Origin of the sequence: Paenibacillus taichungensis (assembly GCF_050994985.1) — a bacterium.
GTDB classification, from domain to species: domain Bacteria; phylum Bacillota; class Bacilli; order Paenibacillales; family Paenibacillaceae; genus Paenibacillus; species Paenibacillus taichungensis.
This window is the reverse complement of the sequence record NZ_CP194720.1, coordinates 1,004,221-1,023,107: the sequence shown is the minus strand read 5'-3', so window position 1 is coordinate 1,023,107 and position 18,887 is coordinate 1,004,221. Positions and strand designations below refer to the sequence as shown.

Sequence of the window (18,887 nt, the reverse complement as noted above, 5' to 3'; positions counted from 1 at the left end):
TCCTGAAAATGCATACAGCGCCTGATGGCATAGGAAAAAAGGAAAAACGGGACGGGCGACATTACGCCCGTTCCGCTTTAAGTTCCTTACGCAGCTTCGAAGCGGTCTGATAGACGGCCTTCCAGTCGTCCGCAGTTACAGACGCTGGACTATAGCGAGTCTGTTCAAACTTCGCTAGAAGTTCATGCAATGTCGCTGCTGCAGCTGGTTTCGCTTGGCTCCAGCGAGTTACCGATTCACGAAGTGTCTCGTCGCCGCTCCGATTTAACCCTTTGCGCTTCACATATCGAATCCAGCGTTCAGTCTCTGCCACTACCTTTTGTTCAGGCGTTAGCGGTCCACCTGTCCGCAGACGAAGCACGAAGAATCGAAGCGAGAGGCGATTTCGCCAGAACATATAAGCCACCCACAATACGATGATGGCTCCCGCAGCCCAGATTACAAAAGTCGGGATGCTGGATGAAGCCTGTTCAGGCGCAGGAGTCTGCTCTTCCTCTTTTACCGGTTCCTCTTCAGGTTGTTCTTCAGGCTCATCTACAGGCTGTACATCTGGTTGTTCCGTGAGCAGCGGCATGTCAAAGCCTGGCGTCGCTTCAACCGGAATCCAGCCATACTCGCCAAAATAAACTTCAGCCCAAGAATGTGCATCTGCATTCGTTACAGTATAAGTCGTCTCGATCTCGGCCCCAGGTTGGCGAGGGGCCTGCATATCTGAATTCAGCGACAGCTGTCCAGGTGCGTATCCTTTCACCCAACGAGCAGGAATCCCTTCAGAGCGCGCCATCATAACCAGCGCAGTCGAGAAATAATCACAATACCCTTCACGAATGTCAAATAAAAATCCTTCTACAAAATCACTGCTTACTTTTCGGGATAAATCCGGATTGTTTGTGTAATCAAAATTTTGTTGTAAATAGTTTTGCAGTAATGCCACTTTTTCATACGGCGTACTTGCTGATGCTGTAATTTCAGCGGCCAGGTCCGTCACCCGATCAGGGAATCTGGATGGCAGCTGCAGATACATATCGTCTGCCGGGTTGCTCGTATACAGATCATCAAAAGATTTGGTACGGAGTTCATCTTCCACAATAACTGGCGCTTCGGATACAATCGTATACGTCTTCGGATATTGCGGTTGCTGACGGTCTGTTACGACATGAAGTTCTGCCTGCTCCGGATTCCATAACATCCGGTCCGAATTCGCTTCACCATTGACAGATGTGACTTCCGAGATGGAATAGGCTCCAAAGAGGATCGGATACACGTTATCATTCAACATCGTCACTTTCTGAGTGACTTGCTTGGTGGTTACATTTCCGGGTTCATCATTCTCCAGAGCTTGTCCCGCTTCAACATCCTCTGTCGCACCTCGTCCGCGATCATCCCAACCTGTTCCCGTATACTCTGCCCGCGTCTCACCGCGCCAGTAACTGCGCTCATTGGTAGTGACGGACATGACAGGTGTATAGTCGAAGTTGAATCCTCCGCCAAGCTGGTTGTCTTCTCTGCTGTATCCTGACTCGGTAGCTGTCGGAATGTCCAGTGTTCCGTTGCCTGTCTGACTCCCCGAACTTCCGGTGTAGTTACGCCACGCGGTATAAGGATCAGTAAGGGTAGGAGGGACTTCCGGCATATTCACACTGGCTACGATAATCAGAGAGAATATGATTGCAATGTTCGCCAGAATTTTATAGGGATGTCGGATAATTCGCTTCCACCCTTGTGGATATTGCAGTTGGAAATTACGGAAGTGCTGACATACCAGCCATCCCATTCCTGCAAACATAACCCAGGCGATTTCAATCCAGAGTGGAAACTGGGTAAAAGAGTCCAGAATTCCCATCGAGATAATGTTAATGCCCAGAAAAACGAGAATTCGGCGCGTTGTAGTCACCAGACGTAGGGCAGCTTCAAGCATCACCCACGCGCACAGGGAGAACCAGATGTAAGGTGTCAGGTGCAGCACAAATTGCTCTGTACGCTCCATTAACGTGCCGTAAGGTATATAAACCGTGTAATCAATTAATGTCTTATGCAAAATATATACAAGGACAATCGCCTTGATTATGGTTCGAATCATTATTTTGAAAGGCAGAATAACTTCCAGAATACTGACCGCAGCGAGCGTCCACAGTACCAATGAAGTGGTCTCGGTATACCAGGATTCCTGTGTAAATGATATCCACTGCATGCCAATCAGGAAAATCCAGAGCAACGAAGCTGCATGATACCAGGATCTTCTCCCCAATGTCAGCTCTTGGCCTTTAGTACTCATACACTACCTCCCCCCATAACCGTTGGAAGCTCCTGCAAATGGGAAACGGTAAAGGATCTTGTGCCTCTTCCACGAAGCATCGCATTCCACTCGGAACTCCGGCGGGAATCAGTAGGTTCAATCAGAATATGACAAGGAGTCATCCCCCGTGTGTCAGCCCATCTGAGCAGTTCGAGAACTTTTTCATCTTTCTGGGGAGATATCACTACAAAATACGCGCCTTGAGGAAACTGACGTGACATCTTCTCGACACCTGGCAGCAGCCGATTCTCCTGGCCGTTATATTGGATATCTACCAGATGATGAATCATCTTCTGCCGTTCCATCGGACTTTCGCTGGGAGCAAAAAATGATGTCTTCTCCGACAGTGTCAGCAGCCCCATACCCATTCGTTCTCTTGTACCATATTCCAGCAGCGAAGCAGCCGTGGACACAGCCAGTTCAAAGGCCTCACCATGTTCATAGCTGCCTGACAGCGCATCCAGCACCAGAATCGTTTTCGGTACTGACTCATGTTCAAATTCCTTGGACTTCCACGTTCCCGTCTTAGCCGTTGCATTCCAGTGAATGCGGGAAAGGCGATCCCCATAAACGTAGTCACGCACGCCGTTAATCTGGGTCGTTTCCCTGCGTGAGCGAGTCAAGGCTGTCTGTGGACCAGATAACCGTGATTTGCGGTCATACAGCTGCCAGTACGGTATAAATACCGTCCGCGGCAGCACCCGGAATTCGCCTTTAGCTTTGAACGTTCCCCGATGCTCGATCAGACCAAAGATATCCTCGCTGGCACATTCCGTTTCGGAAAAGACATACTTTCCTCGCTCCAGCGGTGGGGTCTGAAATGACAATTCACCATACCCTCGCATGCTGGGAATGAGGCTTTCTTTGAAAGACCAGGATTCGCCGTTATGCCGATGCAACATTTCGCGCACAACCACATATGGAAGGGGTAAAAATCCCGGGATGTTCAGACTTAACTTTACCTGTACCTGATCACCCGCATGCAGCAGCTCTTCATGATCCTGACCAGAAGAGAGCTTGCGCACGCCATGAGTACGCCGTACACCGCTAAAACCAGCAATTGCAAGGTAAATACACAGTAGAGTCACCATCGACAGCAACATCAGGGAGGTCTTCCCTCCCTGGAATAAAACATAAGCCAAACAGCACATCCACACCGCCGCGATGCTCCATACGCGGGGGTGGCGTATTCCCCTTCTGAATGTACTCAAAAGCGGCTTCATCAATTATTGCCCCATGGAGACGGGCACTCGAACCTGCTGAAGTACGGAAGTTAATACAGCCTCAGAGCTCATGCTGTCCAGTCTCGATTCGGGACGCAGCACAATCCGATGGGAGATGACGTAAGGTGCCATCGTTTTCACGTCATCCGGAAGCACGTAGTCACGTTCCTGCAAAAAGGCAAAAGCCTTCACGGCCATCATAAATGAAATGGCTGCCCGCGGGCTTGCGCCCAGCAATACGGATGGGTGGGAGCGAGTTTTGCGAACGACATCAAGCAGATAATCCATGACCGGATCACCGATGAATACTTCCTTGATTTCCTGTTGAATGGCTGATATCTGATCCATATGGGTTACGGATTCAAGCCGATCAACAGGCTGACCCGACTGATGCTGCTTCAGCAGCGTTTTCTCGATATCCTTGTCGGGATAACCCAGACTTATTTTCAACATAAACCGGTCCAGCTGTGCTTCCGGCAATGTGTATGTTCCTTCGAAATCAATTGGATTCTGGGTTGCACAGAGCATAAATGGATGAGGCAGATCATACGTATCGCCATCTACCGTCACACTGCGCTCTTCCATGACTTCCAGCAATGCGGACTGCGTTTTCGTAGTTGCCCGGTTAATTTCGTCTGCCAGCAAAATATTGGTCATGACCGGACCCGGACGGAAGTAAAAACGCTCATCACGTGGATGGAAAACGGATACCCCCGTGATGTCACTTGGTAAAATATCAGGATTACATTGAATGCGGCGGTACTCTCCGCGCATGGATTTCGATAACGCTTTAACCAACTGCGTCTTGCCTGTTCCTGGTACGTCTTCAATCAGAACGTGTCCGCCTGCAAGCAAAGCTGTGAGCAAAAGTTGAATTTCAAAGGATTTCCCCATTATGCATGATTCCAGATTAGAACGAACTGCTGATATGATTTGGATCGACTCTTTGCGCACAGGCATGTGGTCTAACCTCCTAAAAAAGCATATAGATTTCCTTTTATTGTACATGATCCAAGGGCGCGCGTACACTCGAAGGAACTCATAATTTGTTTCCAGGCGTCAGATTCACCGCAGTTATCGCATGATTACGACAAAAAGAGGCTCGGATAGAAGTTATCCGAAGCCTCTGCTGATTTCATATATAATGGCTAGCTCTGCCATGCTCTATTACCCTTTGGGCCGAACCACCAATGCCGCGAGAAAAGAAAAGATTATCGCTGAGGAAATACCCGCCGCGGTCAAATCGAATATCCCCGTAATGACACCGATCCATCCCTCTTTCTCCAGTTCCGTCAATGCCCCGTGCACGAGGGAGTTACCAAAACTGGTAATGGGGATGGAAGCGCCTGCCCCTGCAAATTTGACGAGTGGATCATACAGCCCAAACGCATCCGCAACCGCACCAGCGACAACAAGTGTACTCATCGTATGTGCTGGAGTCAGTTTGACACCATCCATTAGAAGTTGTCCCACGACACATATCAATCCGCCAACAATAAATGCCCATAAAAACTGCATCCTTTATCCCTCCTTTTCTATGGCTACGGCATGCGCAATACAAGGAATGCTCTCGCCCTGCTGATATGAAAGTGGAGACAACAATGCACCGGTAGCGACCACCAATACCTTATTGAGTTCACCCTTTTGCATCCGGTTCAAAATATGACCGTAAGTTACGGTCGCTGAACATCCGCAGCCGCTTCCTCCAGCCACAACCTGAGGCTGCTTTTCCAGGTTATATATCATCAGGCCACAATCATTGAAGACCGTTTGTTCCATTGGAACACCTTCTTTATGCAGAAGCTCTTTAACGATGGGCAGTCCAACCGAAGCAAGATCACCCGTAACGATCAGATCATAATAACCCGGTTCCAAACCTGTATCCCGGAAATGCGAAACAATGGTATCTGCTGCCGCTGGAGCCATCGCAGCTCCCATGTTAAAGGGATCTTTGATGCCCATATCCATAATTCGGCCAATTGTCGCTTTGGTAACTACCGGGCCTTCACCAGTACGTGAGACTACACCACAGCCAGAACCCGTGACCGTATACTGCGCATATGGCGGCTTCTGTGAACCGTACTCTGTCGGATAGCGAAATTGCTTTTCCACCGTACAGTTGTGACTCACCGTACCTGCCAGTACATAATCACCTGCACCCGAATCCACAATGAGTGAGGCTAAAGCCAACGTTTCCATAGAAGTTGAACAAGCACCAAATACCCCCAGATAAGGTACACCCAGCTTACGGGCCGAAAAGGAACTACTGATAATCTGGTTCATCAGATCCCCGCCAACAAAGAACTGCAGCTCTTCCTTCGTGATATTCGCATTGATTAATGCCATTTGAGAAGCCTGTTCGAGAAGCTTGCGTTCTGCCTTTTCCCAAGTCTTCTCCCCAATCTCCAAATTGTCATATACATAATCGAAATCAGATACTAAAGGCCCTTGGCCTTCATCTGGCCCAACAACTGCCGATTTGCCAATAATCCGTGGACGGTTCTCAAATTGCCAGGTTTGTTGGCCCAAGCGTTTCATAAATGTCCACCTCCAAAACCGAGAATGGCGTATACGATTCCCACGATAAAGGCAGCAACAACACCAAACACAATGACCGAGCCTGCAAGTTTAAACATGTTGGCACCAACTCCAAGCACCAGTCCCTCGGCACGATGCTCCAGTGCTGCAGAGCACATCGAGTTGGCAAATCCCGTGACAGGTACAGCCGTCCCTGCACCCGCCCATTGCGCCATTTTATCGTAGACACCGAGACAGGTCAGGATGACTGAAATGAGGATCATGACCGCAACGGTTGGACTTGCAGCTTCCTTTGATGTCATGTCAAACCCCGCCATAAACGCTTCCTGGATAGCCTGTCCAATGACGCAAATCAATCCGCCAACGAGGAATGCCTTAATACAGTTCGCCCAGATTGGACGGGCAGGCTCATGTTTTTTGGCGACTTTTTTATATTCCTGTTCACTGATGGACAGGGATGATGATGATTTTTTACTACTACCCTTAGTTTGAGCTGGCAAGATACAGAACCTCCCTTGTAATGAAAATGAGTCAACAGATGTGACTGCATGTACTGTGTGTAATCCTGTATTCATTGTTTGTTAAGGTTGGGAAAGTTATGTATCCGGCGAAAGACAGCATTTGTTTCCAGCACGATAAAGCAGCTGAATCAGATGAGTCGCTCAGCACCGGATCAGAGGTCTGGAGAAATTTATAAATAAAGCAGAATGATTACGAGCAAAATAAAGAGGACGATACAAAGCATGGTTTCATTGCCTTCATCGGGCGGCTCCATCTATTGTCCCAGCTCCTTCCTGTTGTCAGGCAAGTGAAATTATTAGCATATTAAATACCCTCATGGAAAAAGGTTAAGCAAAATGGTTCCTCACTCTATGCTTATTCAATGTTGCTGCTTGTCGACTGTGTTTGGTGCGGATTTCATGACCCGATGAATCATCAAACGAGCAAGTATTTATGCCTGAGATACGTGACATAACCATGGACAATTACTTGCGCAAGGTTCATACTGTAGTGTGACCAGTGGTTAAATAAACGTTCTTCTCTTTTGAAGGACAACAGTCCGGCAGCCGTTCTGCTGAGACCTGATCTACATACAAGCAGAGGAGTTGTCGACACATGAATCAAAAAACGTTGGAAATGTTTCGGACATTAACGGAATTCCCTTCCGTTTCAGGATTTGAACGCGAGCTTCGCGGATGGATGAAAGAACAAATGTCTCCTTATACGGATGAATTTGTCCAGGATCGCCTGGGTAGCCTTTTTGGTGTATTGCGAGGAGAAGCGTCTGGACCCAAAGTCATGGTTGCAGGTCACTTCGACGAAGTTGGCTTCATGACCACAGGCATTACGGAAACAGGCATGATCAAATTCCGCCCCCTCGGTGGATGGTGGAGTCAGGCTGTATTGTCCCAACGTCTGGAACTCATCACTCCGGATCGCCGGATTACAGGGGTTGTCGGTTCGACACCTACTCATCTTCTCGATGAATCCCAGCGCAATAAACCGGTAGATCTTAACCATATGTACTTGGATATCGGTGCTGATAACCGTGCAGAAGCAGAGTCTTGGGGCATTCACCCAGGCATGCAGATTGTGCCGATCTGTGAGTTCACACCGATGGCTAATCCGAAGAAAATTATGGCAAAAGCATGGGATAACCGTTACGGTGTAGGCCTTGCACTTGAGCTGATTGAAGCATTGCATAAAGAAAAATTACCAAACACTCTCTATTGCGGTGCAACAGTCCAAGAAGAATTGGGGCTACGCGGTGCACGCACGGCTGCCAATCTGATTGAGCCGGATATTTTCTTCGCACTGGACTGCAGTGCCGCGAATGATATGACAGGAGACAAACAATCATTTGGACATATTGGACAAGGTGCTTTACTGCGTATCTTCGATCCGGGCATGTTCACCCATCGCGGTATTGTTGAATATGTTCAGGACACAGCATCATCCAATCAAATTAAAATGCAATATTTCATCTCTCCTGGCGGTACGGATGCCGGAGCGGTACATTTGAGCGGTATCGGTGTGCCTTCCACGGTAATTGGCATCTGCGCCCGCTACATTCATACTTCTTCTTCCATTATTCATACGGATGACTATGATGCAGCAAAAGAATTGCTCGTGAAACTGGTGAAGGGTCTGGATCAGACAACACTAAACACAATTATCGGAAACGCGTAAGGATCGATTCAAGGGAGGATCTTGAATTACATAAGCTTCATGGCTTCCCTCTTTTAGATTAAAACCTCAAGAGATGTTCTGCTTCAGCAGGACGTCTCTTTTTTTGCTGCAACTAGTTTAATAGCTAGAACATATATAGAAAAGATTCATACGATATAACAACGGTAGAAGAACTAAACATCAAGTAGCGGGGGACCTATTATGGCAATGAGAAGGAATGGAAAATCAAATAAAGGTTCCACCAAAACAAATGCTGCCAACACCCTTCTCAATGGCAACCTTAAAGGAAAGAACCTGGAAATTATCGTCGCAGCCTTGCTGGTGAGCGGGAAATTAAGAGTGGATGCTGTTACTTTGTTTCGAGAGGCCACATTGGTTGTTGAATTGGTTGGACAGTATAAAACACTAAAAAGTATTACACCATCGAACACCGACAAACTCGTCCAATTTCTAGACGAAATGGGCGACGTGACACTGGATGATGTTATTCGGGCTTTTCAACAAAGGATAAATTCCTAGATAGGATGAAATGAGGTTGGGATGATGTCTGACTTTGACGGAATTGGCTTCGCCGAACTGATAATTGTAGTTATCCTTGTAATGTTGTTTGTATTTGGTTCAACAGATATTGAAGGTTTGTCGAGTACACCCACAACCACATGATCTGACCATCTCCAAATTGAATACAGCCATGGATATGAACCAAAGAAATACCAGTCCTATTGCAGGACTGGTATTTTTGAGATATCACAGAAATAAAGGAGAGAATGCAATCCAGGCCACAATAAGAGCCAGCACAATGCACACATTTTCCACAACGGCCCCTTGCTTCGTGCCCGTACTCATGAGATTAATCCTTATACGCCACTTGAGTGGTGGCAATGGACGAATGCCGCGATTCGTCAACGAATCTGCCAATAGATGCATGACATAGGCTGTACCTCCGGCTACCCAGATCTCTGGCCCCTGCAAATGAGTTGTACTGTAGAGCAACCCAGTCCATACGGCGGTTCCATATAATGTGTGTGTCAATCCCCTGTGGGTTAACGTGGTACAGAGCATTAACAGACTGCCAGCAATTAGATTCCATGGTGCGAATGCATGCCCATAAAATACAAGTCCCAATCCGATTGCAAACATCAACACTTTGCGCAGGGAACGCGACGGCAGGAATGATACCATCGCAATCAAAATGGCGAGCAGCAGATTCCATGGTTTCGCCTGAACATAGAAGTACACAAATACAGCGACAGGCAGCAGGATTGTCTGTAATAGCCTAATGAGGCTGTTCGGCAATGCTTTGGATACCAATAGCGAATTCGGCTCATCAATGTCTGGCAGCAGCGAACCGATCAGAGCCACGGTAACCGCCGGTGCAGTCACAGGCATACCGGCTAACTGCAGAACAGAGAGGGATACAGTGGTCCCGATAATCAGGTGGGATCTTCCCATCATGGTGCAAAAACTTCCTTTCGAAGAAATAGGGAACATAAACCGTCCACTCCAGATTTTACAACGAAAACTATATAAGAACAATAGTTCGCATTTCTCATTTCAATTATAATCTTTCTCCATCGAATACTCCTGCGCACCTTTACTGTAGATATTCTGAATAAGCCTGTTTCATTATGAAGCTTCTATCATTATTAGTGAAATTAATCACATATAATGTCAACATTGAACGGTATGATTTAAATATAATCCACTAAAAATGCTGGTAACGTAAAGTATCCACTAAAGGAGGCATACAACCATGAACGGAAATAAAGAAAAACTGGTTATCATCGGTAATGGTATGGCAGGCATAAGTACAGTTGAACAAATTTTGAAATTGAGTTCCCGGTTCGACATTACCGTCTTTGGCACAGAGCCCTATCCCAATTACAATCGGATAATGCTGTCCTATGTGCTGGAAGGCAGCAAAACAATTGATGATATTGTGCTTAATGATCTGCATTGGTATGAAGATTACGGTATCACCCTCCATACGGGTACAACCATAACACGCATTGAGTCAGAAACACGTGAAGTCGTAACTGCGGAAGGCTTACGTTTCCCTTACGATAAAGTCATCATCGCAACCGGCTCCAGCTCTTTCATTCTTCCTGTACCGGGTCATGACAAACAAGGGGTCGTTGGGTTCAGGGATATAGCGGATTGTAACGTCATGCTGGAAGCAGCGAAACAATATAAAAAAGCGGCTGTCATTGGAGGAGGTCTTCTCGGCCTCGAAGCTGCCAAAGGCTTGGTCCAGCTCGGCATGGAAGTTACAGTCGTGCATCTGATGCAGGATCTGATGGAACGCCAGCTTGACCCTCAGGCATCTGCGATGTTAAAAACCGAACTTGAGCGACAGGGCATTCGGTTCAAGATGGGCGCACAAACCGCAGAGCTTCTCGGTGGCGAACGGGTAGAAGGTATTCGTTTTGCAGACGATTCCGTGCTGAACACTGATTTTGTTGTCATGGCAGTAGGCATCAAACCCAATACGGGTGTAGCCCGGGAAAGTGGCCTGGAAGTTAACCGAGGCATTGTAGTGGATGACTATATGCAGACGTCACTAAATAACGTGTATTCCGTCGGAGAATGTACCGAACATCGCGGTGTATGCTACGGCCTCGTTGCCCCACTGTTTGAACAGGGCATGATTCTGGCCAAACATATATGCGGTGTTGATACAGCTCCCTATGAAGGTTCTGTGGTATCCACGAAATTGAAAATTTCGGGCGTAGACGTCTTTTCCACCGGTGAATTTATCGACAGTCCCGAACATACGATCATTTCACATAAAGACGACTGGAAACGCACCTACAAAAAAATTCTGCTTCGGGATAATATCATGGTTGGCGCTGTACTCTTTGGTGATATTACGGATTCTGCCGAATTACAGAAATTGATTAAACAACAGGCTGAGATGACAGATGAACTGTATGCTTCACTGATGGGTACAGGTTGCGGTGGGCACAAAAAAGCCACATCCGTGGAAACCATGGCAGAAGACGAAATTGTCTGTGGATGTAACGGAGTAACCAAAGGAACCATTGTCGATGCCATTACGAATGAGGGATTGACCAGCGTAGACGAAATCAAAGCCTGTACGGGTGCAACCCGCTCCTGCGGCGGCTGTAAACCGGTTGTTGAACAGATTTTGCAATATGTGCTTGGAGACAACTTTACAGCGGGTGCCAAACAGGGAATCTGCGCTTGCACCTCCCTCAGCCGGGATGAGATCGTAGCGGAGATTAGACAAAAAGGAATGCAGACGACCAAAGAGGTCATGCATGTTCTGGGTTGGAATCAACCCGAAGGGTGTTCCAAATGCCGCCCGGCCATTAACTATTACCTTGGCATGATTGCACCAGATACCCATGTGGATGAAAAGGAATCCCGTTTTGTCAACGAACGTATGAACGCCAATATTCAAAAAGATGGCACGTATACGGTGGTACCGCGCATGTATGGCGGCGTCACAACGCCGGAAGACTTGAAACGCATTGCCGACATTTCGGTCAAATACGATGTAAAAGCCGTCAAAGTGACTGGAGGTCAGCGGCTGGACCTGATAGGAGTCAAAAAAGAAGATCTGCCCAAAGTCTGGGCTGAATTGGATATGCCTTCAGGCTACGCATACGCCAAATCGCTGCGTACAGTCAAAACATGTGTCGGCTCACAATTTTGCCGCTTCGGCACGCAGGATTCCATGGCGATGGGTGCTCTGCTAGAACGCAAGTTCGAACGTCTCGATCTACCTGCCAAGTTCAAATATGCCGTAAACGGTTGCCCTCGTAACTGTGCAGAGTCGTGTACAAAAGATATCGGAATCGTGGGCAATGACGGCGGCTGGGAAATATTTATTGGAGGCAATGGCGGCATCAAGGCCAGACTGGCTGACTCTCTGTGCAAGGTGAAGACCGATGAAGAACTAGTTGAGCTTTGTGGAGCGATCATGCAGCATTATCGGGAGACAGCCAACTACCTGGAGCGGACTTCCGAATGGGTGGAACGTGTTGGGTTGGAGCAGATTCGGGCCGTTGTTGTCGAAGACGTAAAAGAGCGTAAGGCGCTTATGGAACGAATTGAATTCGCTCTTGAGCAAGTGGAAGATCCTTGGAAAAAAGCACTGCGTAACGAGGAAGGCCAGAACAAACTTTTCCATGGCATAGAAGTTTCTGCTCGACCGTAGTCCTCTGTCTCTGCCATTATGATATATATTGACCCTGTAACGTGAACCTGATAATGAAGGAGATGTTCATATGACAACACAGCAATCTGCCATCTACTATCCTGCCGGAGAGATCGAAGAATTTCTGCCGCAGATAGGTAGAGTGGTTGAGATCAAAGACCATGAACTAGCTGTATTTCGCACCTCAGATGGCACCATCTTTGCTGCAGAAAATAGAAATCCTCATCCCAAGGGTGGACCGCTGGCGGAAGGGATTGTCTCCGGGTATTATCTGTACGATCCACTGTATGATTGGAAAATTGATCTGAACACTGGTCTTGTGCAGGCCCCCGATCAGGGACAAGTGCAGATGTATCCCGTGAAGGTCGAGAACGGGCAGGTCTGGGTCGCTTTATAGCAATAAGATTTTCACTGTCAACGACAGATGCACCAAAATGGGGGAAATCGTCATGTATACATCAAATGTTGAAGGAATTATTGAAGCAGCGGTTAAAAAACGAGATCAAATGAACGCAAGCCTGCCACGTTACATGGTTGCCGCTTTGATGGCTGGCGCATATGTAGGCCTTGGCATCATTCTGATATTCAGTATCGGTGCCCCACTGCTTGCTGCTCAGTCCCCACTGCAGATGATGCTGATGGGCATGTCTTTTGGACTTGCCCTCACACTCGTCATCTTTGCTGGATCGGAGCTGTTTACTGGTAACAATATGTTCTTTACAATGAGCACACTAGCTGGTCGGACTACTATTCGGGATACTCTCAAAAACTGGGGACTCGTCTTCCTTGGCAATCTGATCGGTGCCGTTCTGCTCAGTCTGCTTATTGTGGGCAGCGGTCTCTTCAAGACGGCGACACCGGAACATCTGCTTTTTGTCGTTTCTGCCAAAAAGATGGCTGCTCCCGTTAGCGAACTTTTCTTCCGAGGCATTCTCTGTAACTGGCTGGTCTGTCTGGCGATCTGGATGGCGGCCCGTTCAAAAGAAGATATTGCCAAACTCGTCCTCATCTGGTGGTGTCTGTACGCCTTTATTGCGAGTGGATATGAACACAGCGTCGCCAATATGACTTTGCTCTCCTTGTCCTGGTTGTTGCCAAACCACCCGGAAACAATTACTCTGGCAGGCTGGATTCATAACATGATTCCGGTCACGCTCGGTAATATTATCGGCGGTGCGCTGTTTGTAGGTATGGCGTACTGGTTTGTTTCGCCCGTGAGGAAGAAAGGCTAGCCCAATTCCCATCTTCTCAACAAAAGCCATCACGTTCTCTCATTCTACAATCGGGAGGACATGATGGTTTTTTGCTATTTAGCGATTCGACTTCTACTTTACCTTCGACTGTATCAGGGTTAATCTGTAGTTGACATAATCAAGTTATAATTAGTGCATACTTATAACTAAAAAGGATGATTGCACACATGGGAATTCATACGTACTTTAGATCACTCAACGATCTCGAACGCATTATTCGTACCCCGGGAAAATTCAAGTTCGAGGAACACAGCGTATCCGCCCACTCCTGGAAAGTCGTGCAGTATGCCAAAACACTCGCCGATATTGAGGAACAGCATGGGGTGGCCATCGATTGGAAGAAGCTTTATGAGATCACCAGCAGTCATGATTATGGCGAAATTTTCATCGGTGATATCAAAACGCCGGTTAAACATTATTCACTGGAGCTTCGTTCGATGCTACAGCAGGTAGAAGAAGGCATGGTTGAGCATTTTATTAACGAAAATATTCCTGAAGAGTTCCAGCCGATTTTCCGTAGACAGCTGCGTGAAGGCAAAGACAATTCTGTCGAAGGACTTATTCTGGAAGTGGCCGACAAAATGGATCAGGTGTACGAAGCGTTTGCTGAACTGCAGCGTGGCAATACAGAAAAGGAATTTATCGTGATGTACCGATATGCCCTAATCAAAATCAAAAATATTGATCTCCACTGTGTACAATATTTCCTCGAACATATTCTCCCTGACATCATTGAGGAAGGTAACCGGTCGCCATTTGATATCCGTCAAATCACGGAAGATGCTTTGTCACAATAATCAGCTCCAGTCATCGTGGTTCTTCAAGAGCCATGGACAGGGCTTTTTTTCGTTATTGTAACCTTTGGCGATACTCGCTGGGATACAGTCCTGCTTTGATATCCATATCTTCAAAGGCCACAAATAGGCGTTTTGCTTCGATGATTCGAAGCCCAGTCATGTATTTGAGCGGGGTTTCACCCGTCCCCTTGTTTAAAAACACTTCCCTAGGTAATCCACACTTGGCTACTTCAAAATCTCTCATTGACATTGAGTTCATTTGTAACTATTATAGTTACAACGGTGGTGATCATCCATGAAACAAATCAGCAGTCGCTTTTCCATTGCGGTTCATACGCTGTCCCTGGTCGCTGTTGTGCCCAATGAGTGCACGGGAGATTTTATCGCCAAAAGTGTGAATACCAATCCCGTCATTATTCGACGCATTATGTCCAAGCTGAAACAGGCCGGCCTGATTGAGGTCAGACCCGGTGTTGGCGGTGCTTCTTTGTTAAAGGACCCCGCGGACATTACCCTTTTGGATATATATCGTGCACTTGAGGTTGTGGAGGATGGCGAGTTGTTTAACTTCCACAAGCATCCGAACCCTAATTGTCCGGTTGGCAGCATGATCGAACAAACCTTGCGCGCCGAACTTATTGAGGCTCAGCTAGCTATGGAGCAGCGTTTGAAACGTGTAACGATACAACAGATGATGGATCAGGTTCACGTCTCTGAATAAAAAAAGCTCATTACGAGCTTTTTTTAAACCTTTCGTTGTAATCACACCTGTTATAACACATACGATTACATCCATTCATGTAGATTGACATTTCACATTAGTGTCGACACAAACCATACCTTATAGGAGGAAAATACAATGAAAATTTTAGTTACTGGAGCAACAGGTCACTTGGGTTCACTGGTCGTAGAAGCACTGTTACAAACGGTATCTACTGGGGATTTGGCTGTAAGTGTACGCAACCCAGAGAAAGCGGAAGCATTGCGCGCTCAAGATGTGGACGTTCGTCACGGTGATTTCGATCAGCCGGAAACGCTGGAAAAAGCATTTGCAGGGGTGGATCGGCTGCTGCTGATCTCTACAGACGGTGACAATGAAACGCGTATTCGCCAACATCAAGCTGCCGTGCACGCTGCCAAGAAAACAGGCGTTGGATTCATCGCTTATACCAGCGTTGTGAATGCGGAGAAAAACACCCTTTCACTGGCTGAAGTACATCGTGCCACAGAACAGGCTATCCGCGAATCCGGCATTCCTTATTCCTTCCTGCGCAACAACTGGTACCTGGAAAATGAAGCAGGCAGCGTTCAAGCAGCTACCCAAGGCGCACCTTGGGTGCATGCAACTAATGCCAGCCAAGTCGGCTGGGCTACTCGCAGTGATTATGCGCATGCTGCCGCTGCAGTACTTATAGGTGAGGGACATGAGAATTCAGTATATGAGTTGTCTGGTAAACTTCGTACTCAAGCTGAGCTCGCCGCTATTGTTGGGGAAGTACTTGGACAGGACATCAACGTGCAAAATGTGGACGATGCCGCGTATGCGGACATCATGAAGGGTGCAGGATTGCCTGACTTTGTAGTCTCCATGCTCGTTGATATGCAAAGTGCCATCCGTGAAGGCGCACTGGCTGTAGAGAGCGATACACTGGAGACATTGCTTGGCCGTCCGACTCAACCATTGAGTGAGGGTGTTAAAGCGATTTTGGGCAAGTAAGTTTAAATAGAAGAGAATAGAATGGATATCAAAAAGGGACACACCAACGAATGTTGGATGTGTCCCTTTTGGTGTTATAAAACAATCTTTAAAACGATATAGCAGTTAATCGGATAACTGTACATTGAACCGGTCCGATTGCGACTTGAATTCTCGATTTAGATATCGGTAATCTCCATCAACGTTACATCGATCATTGCTCGATATATCGTGCCGGAATGTGATCGGCCAGCCAAATATTTTCGTTTCCATGATAGAAGAAAATACCTTCTTTGGCCGCTTGAGCCGCGTTAATTTTCAGTATTATTGGCTGGTCATCACGTCTTCGTCCCACCTGATTGGCGGTATCCATATCTGCGGATAGATGAACATACTGCCTCTGCCGAGGCTGCAAACCTTGCTCCATAATGGAAGCAACCGACCGCAGTGGCGTGCCATGATAGAGTATCTCCGGTGGATCGGCAGGTGTTTTGGATATCTTTTGCGGAGTCGAATGACCATATAATGCCCGGATGCGGCCAGAACAGATTTCATGTCTCTTTTTCTCAGAAGCTTGAATCATCTGCTCCAGATCCGCTTCCGTGACGTCTTTCCACTGTGGACTTTCATGTAAAGCCACCAGCAATTGCGGAATCTCCACCCAGCCCTCTTCGTTCAGCTCCAGCTCGTACTCCCAAGGGGCGTGACGCAAGGCGTATGAGAGCTCTTTACTTAACTTCATCAGATCCATTGCGATCATCTCCCAATTAAGTTAACAATTCATTAGACAAATACTGTCTGTACCACTACATGAAAGGGTGAACGCTCTGCTTCTTCAGGTTCTATCCGGTTGTACTGCCGCCAAAATCTCCTGAATGTTGCGGGCGAGTCCCTCATCATCTTCCTGATTAAACTGGCGGTGTCCATCGATGCCACGATGAATAATCGTGTTCATTACGGGGTGCACCTCACGGTCTGAAGCCACCCGGATCAGATCATCGGCAAAATCCACCGCCTGCTGCTCACTATAGTTAAACGGTTTAATCAGCATACGGATGCTCAATGCATGAGCCTGGGGCTCCGCGAGTTGATCCCGATGGGTTATGCCATATACAGCGCCAAATCCAAAAGCAGCAATCACCTGACGCTCCAGCTCTGTTGTCTGTTCCAAAGGCGTGCCGATCAGTTCACATATTTTGTCCACCATCTGCTCCAACTCTGAAGCCGCCGCAGCCAAAATTACGTCATTAATATCGTCAGCATTGATAAATTCAGTCATATTGTATTTCTCCATTTCTGCTCCGTATTTGATCCATTCTCTTAGACTTTATGAGAACATTGTATCGGAGATAGGGTGTTCCTTTCAAATCACCCATATGTCGTCGACACTTCTCTTACTCTCCTATTACCCTTAAATAAGTAGAGTCGCTTGGGATTTAAAACGATTTTTTGCGAGCCTGAGCGCCTTATCCTTTTCACCATGATTCATATAGTACTGGAACAATATCTCTTCATAACGTTCGGCAAGATATTGGGAACCAAGTTCACGATAATAAGGAAGAATTCGCTCTTCTATCATTTCATAATACGCTTGCTCCTGCCCTTGTAAAATGACAGACTGGAGTTCCAATTCCATATAACTTGCGTCTGCAACAAGTTTAGAGTTGTGCAAGGCTTTTAGAGACATGTCCAATAGCTTGTTTGCAGGAATGAGATTACCCAGTCTATTCGATTCTATGTAATTATTGAGTACCATCAGGTATAACGGTTGTTTCTCCGGTATAATATCAAGCGCTAGTCTATACCAGTAGACAGCATCCTCATATTGGTTTCGCCGATTATATTCATAACCCAGATTGTTCAGCAGCTTGGCTTTTCGGTCGGTAAGCCCACAATCATCACAAATCCGAATGAGATTCTCATATCTGCGTTTTGTCTCAGGAAAATCATGATACTCACGAGAATTTAGCTGAACTAGCATAATGGTTTCGGTATCAATAATCCGCACCATATTAAGAGTTTTCCGAAAATGCTGGATAGCTTTCTCAGCGTAATAGTAAGACGTAATATTTGAATATATCGAGTGATATGCCAGAGACAAATGATAAAAGTACTCATGATTCGTATATTTGGATTGATTTATTGAAGTTAGTGTCTGGATTGATTTGGTATAGTGCCCTGTCAGGAAATAGTAAATCCCCATCACGTGGTGATAAAAATAATGCTCATACGAATGCTCCGATTCATCCGGAATCTCCATCTCGGCGATAAGTCTTTCTGCTTCATCGATATCATTCATAAACAAGTAAAATCGGATCTGCAGCAAGTCATAAGATAAACGCAAGTCAGGTATACCTTTTAACGGTTCTTCTTCCAACTTGTCTTTGAGACGAATAGCTTCAGCTGTTCTCTGCATAATAATGGCCTCTTGCCATGAATCCAGGACATTGTTCATCTGATGATATCTTGTTACTTCCCTTGCCATATCAATGTACAATCGCTCACAGAGCATATCCATGATTTCCTGTGAATACTCTGTCATTCCCCGCTCAATTTTGCTCAGATGTGTGACTGAACAGATTCCTTTCACCAGTTCTCCTTGAGTTCGTCTATGTTTCTCCCGGTAAAATTTAATAATCTTCCCTTCAATCATCACTACACCTCTTTTTATCCATCGTATTATCCCTAATTATAGGGATCGAATATGGACT

General features: G+C 46.7%; 18 protein-coding genes. 8 read left to right on the top strand and 10 right to left on the bottom strand.

Annotation, left to right across the window (positions count from 1 at the left end):
- Positions 1-61: 61 nt before the first annotated feature.
- The 6 genes from ACR1R9_RS04660 to spoVAC all read right to left on the bottom strand — a co-directional run bounded on the left by ACR1R9_RS04660 (position 62) and on the right by spoVAC (position 6,557).
- A complete protein-coding gene (locus tag ACR1R9_RS04660) occupies positions 62-2,275 on the bottom strand; it encodes a transglutaminase TgpA family protein (RefSeq protein WP_433921604.1) in 2,214 nt (737 codons plus the stop codon).
- Positions 2,272-3,519: a DUF58 domain-containing protein gene (locus tag ACR1R9_RS04655; RefSeq protein WP_099858434.1), complete on the bottom strand. Its 1,248-nt coding sequence runs from the start codon at positions 3,517-3,519 to the stop codon at positions 2,272-2,274. The genes ACR1R9_RS04660 and ACR1R9_RS04655 overlap by 4 nt, the downstream gene beginning before the upstream one ends.
- 3 nt (positions 3,520-3,522) lie before the next feature.
- Positions 3,523-4,479 (bottom strand): AAA family ATPase, encoded by a 957-nt coding sequence (locus tag ACR1R9_RS04650; RefSeq protein ID WP_076288050.1) that lies wholly within the window; start codon positions 4,477-4,479, stop codon positions 3,523-3,525.
- Between the two features lie 207 nt (positions 4,480-4,686).
- On the bottom strand, positions 4,687-5,037 hold the full coding sequence (gene spoVAE, locus ACR1R9_RS04645; RefSeq protein ID WP_053781314.1) for a stage V sporulation protein AE: 351 nt from the start codon (positions 5,035-5,037) through the stop codon (positions 4,687-4,689).
- Positions 5,038-5,040: 3 nt separating this feature from the next.
- Positions 5,041-6,057, bottom strand: coding sequence for a stage V sporulation protein AD (spoVAD, locus tag ACR1R9_RS04640; RefSeq protein WP_076288049.1), 1,017 nt, complete (start codon positions 6,055-6,057; stop codon positions 5,041-5,043).
- Positions 6,054-6,557, bottom strand: coding sequence for a stage V sporulation protein AC (gene spoVAC / locus ACR1R9_RS04635; RefSeq protein ID WP_076288048.1), 504 nt, complete (start codon positions 6,555-6,557; stop codon positions 6,054-6,056). The genes spoVAD and spoVAC overlap by 4 nt, the downstream gene beginning before the upstream one ends.
- 616 nt (positions 6,558-7,173) lie before the next feature.
- Between spoVAC and ACR1R9_RS04630 the strand changes: the two genes are divergently transcribed.
- Both ACR1R9_RS04630 and ACR1R9_RS04625 read left to right on the top strand, forming a co-directional pair.
- Entirely contained in the window at positions 7,174-8,247 is a 1,074-nt protein-coding gene (locus tag ACR1R9_RS04630; RefSeq protein WP_099858432.1) for a M42 family metallopeptidase, read from the top strand.
- Between the two features lie 201 nt (positions 8,248-8,448).
- A complete protein-coding gene (locus ACR1R9_RS04625; protein WP_433921605.1) occupies positions 8,449-8,766 on the top strand; it encodes a hypothetical protein in 318 nt (105 codons plus the stop codon).
- A gap of 228 nt (positions 8,767-8,994) precedes the next feature.
- Here ACR1R9_RS04625 and ACR1R9_RS04620 read toward each other — a convergent pair whose 3' ends face one another.
- Positions 8,995-9,702 carry a metal-dependent hydrolase gene (locus ACR1R9_RS04620; protein WP_076288045.1) on the bottom strand — a complete coding sequence of 236 codons (708 nt, stop codon included), beginning with the start codon at positions 9,700-9,702 and terminating at the stop codon, positions 8,995-8,997.
- A gap of 298 nt (positions 9,703-10,000) precedes the next feature.
- Here ACR1R9_RS04620 and nirB point away from each other — a divergent pair, with 298 nt between their 5' ends.
- The 6 genes from nirB (at position 10,001) to ACR1R9_RS04590 (ending at position 16,197) form a co-directional block, all read left to right on the top strand.
- Positions 10,001-12,430, top strand: a complete 2,430-nt coding sequence (nirB, locus tag ACR1R9_RS04615) for a nitrite reductase large subunit NirB (RefSeq protein ID WP_433921607.1) — start codon at positions 10,001-10,003, stop codon at positions 12,428-12,430.
- A 70-nt stretch (positions 12,431-12,500) separates the two neighbouring features.
- Positions 12,501-12,827, top strand: coding sequence for a nitrite reductase small subunit NirD (gene nirD / locus ACR1R9_RS04610; protein ID WP_076288043.1), 327 nt, complete (start codon positions 12,501-12,503; stop codon positions 12,825-12,827).
- Between the two features lie 52 nt (positions 12,828-12,879).
- Complete coding sequence (locus tag ACR1R9_RS04605; RefSeq protein ID WP_433921608.1) at positions 12,880-13,662, top strand: formate/nitrite transporter family protein; 783 nt, start codon at positions 12,880-12,882, stop codon at positions 13,660-13,662.
- A 188-nt stretch (positions 13,663-13,850) separates the two neighbouring features.
- On the top strand, positions 13,851-14,480 hold the full coding sequence (locus ACR1R9_RS04600; protein WP_076288042.1) for a YfbR-like 5'-deoxynucleotidase: 630 nt from the start codon (positions 13,851-13,853) through the stop codon (positions 14,478-14,480).
- A 295-nt stretch (positions 14,481-14,775) separates the two neighbouring features.
- On the top strand, positions 14,776-15,201 hold the full coding sequence (locus ACR1R9_RS04595; protein WP_063567255.1) for an Rrf2 family transcriptional regulator: 426 nt from the start codon (positions 14,776-14,778) through the stop codon (positions 15,199-15,201).
- Between the two features lie 138 nt (positions 15,202-15,339).
- Complete coding sequence (locus tag ACR1R9_RS04590; protein WP_433921610.1) at positions 15,340-16,197, top strand: SDR family oxidoreductase; 858 nt, start codon at positions 15,340-15,342, stop codon at positions 16,195-16,197.
- Between the two features lie 193 nt (positions 16,198-16,390).
- Here ACR1R9_RS04590 and ACR1R9_RS04585 read toward each other — a convergent pair whose 3' ends face one another.
- The 3 genes from ACR1R9_RS04585 to ACR1R9_RS04575 form a co-directional block, all read right to left on the bottom strand.
- Entirely contained in the window at positions 16,391-16,927 is a 537-nt protein-coding gene (locus tag ACR1R9_RS04585; RefSeq protein WP_433921611.1) for an RNA 2'-phosphotransferase, read from the bottom strand.
- A gap of 84 nt (positions 16,928-17,011) precedes the next feature.
- Positions 17,012-17,455, bottom strand: coding sequence for an Imm48 family immunity protein (imm48, locus tag ACR1R9_RS04580; RefSeq protein WP_433921612.1), 444 nt, complete (start codon positions 17,453-17,455; stop codon positions 17,012-17,014).
- A 132-nt stretch (positions 17,456-17,587) separates the two neighbouring features.
- The gene (locus tag ACR1R9_RS04575; protein ID WP_090953518.1) at positions 17,588-18,829 is read right to left on the bottom strand and encodes a helix-turn-helix domain-containing protein; all 1,242 of its coding nucleotides are present in this window, start codon (positions 18,827-18,829) and stop codon (positions 17,588-17,590) included.
- Between the last annotated feature and the right edge of the window lie 58 nt (positions 18,830-18,887).

Bases quoted from the DNA above. Each gene is read 5' to 3' on its own strand.
- ACR1R9_RS04660 (WP_433921604.1), bottom strand. From the start codon at position 2,275: ATGAGTACTAAAGGCCAAGAGCTGACATTGGGGAGAAGATCCTGGTAT.
- ACR1R9_RS04655 (WP_099858434.1), bottom strand. From the start codon at position 3,519: ATGAAGCCGCTTTTGAGTACATTCAGAAGGGGAATACGCCACCCCCGC.
- ACR1R9_RS04650 (WP_076288050.1), bottom strand. From the start codon at position 4,479: ATGCCTGTGCGCAAAGAGTCGATCCAAATCATATCAGCAGTTCGTTCT.
- spoVAE (WP_053781314.1), bottom strand. From the start codon at position 5,037: ATGCAGTTTTTATGGGCATTTATTGTTGGCGGATTGATATGTGTCGTG.
- spoVAD (WP_076288049.1), bottom strand. From the start codon at position 6,057: ATGAAACGCTTGGGCCAACAAACCTGGCAATTTGAGAACCGTCCACGG.
- ACR1R9_RS04630 (WP_099858432.1), top strand. From the start codon at position 7,174: ATGAATCAAAAAACGTTGGAAATGTTTCGGACATTAACGGAATTCCCT.
- ACR1R9_RS04625 (WP_433921605.1), top strand. From the start codon at position 8,449: ATGGCAATGAGAAGGAATGGAAAATCAAATAAAGGTTCCACCAAAACA.
- ACR1R9_RS04620 (WP_076288045.1), bottom strand. From the start codon at position 9,702: ATGATGGGAAGATCCCACCTGATTATCGGGACCACTGTATCCCTCTCT.
- nirB (WP_433921607.1), top strand. From the start codon at position 10,001: ATGAACGGAAATAAAGAAAAACTGGTTATCATCGGTAATGGTATGGCA.
- nirD (WP_076288043.1), top strand. From the start codon at position 12,501: ATGACAACACAGCAATCTGCCATCTACTATCCTGCCGGAGAGATCGAA.
- ACR1R9_RS04605 (WP_433921608.1), top strand. From the start codon at position 12,880: ATGTATACATCAAATGTTGAAGGAATTATTGAAGCAGCGGTTAAAAAA.
- ACR1R9_RS04600 (WP_076288042.1), top strand. From the start codon at position 13,851: ATGGGAATTCATACGTACTTTAGATCACTCAACGATCTCGAACGCATT.
- ACR1R9_RS04595 (WP_063567255.1), top strand. From the start codon at position 14,776: ATGAAACAAATCAGCAGTCGCTTTTCCATTGCGGTTCATACGCTGTCC.
- ACR1R9_RS04590 (WP_433921610.1), top strand. From the start codon at position 15,340: ATGAAAATTTTAGTTACTGGAGCAACAGGTCACTTGGGTTCACTGGTC.
- ACR1R9_RS04585 (WP_433921611.1), bottom strand. From the start codon at position 16,927: ATGGATCTGATGAAGTTAAGTAAAGAGCTCTCATACGCCTTGCGTCAC.
- imm48 (WP_433921612.1), bottom strand. From the start codon at position 17,455: ATGACTGAATTTATCAATGCTGACGATATTAATGACGTAATTTTGGCT.
- ACR1R9_RS04575 (WP_090953518.1), bottom strand. From the start codon at position 18,829: ATGATTGAAGGGAAGATTATTAAATTTTACCGGGAGAAACATAGACGA.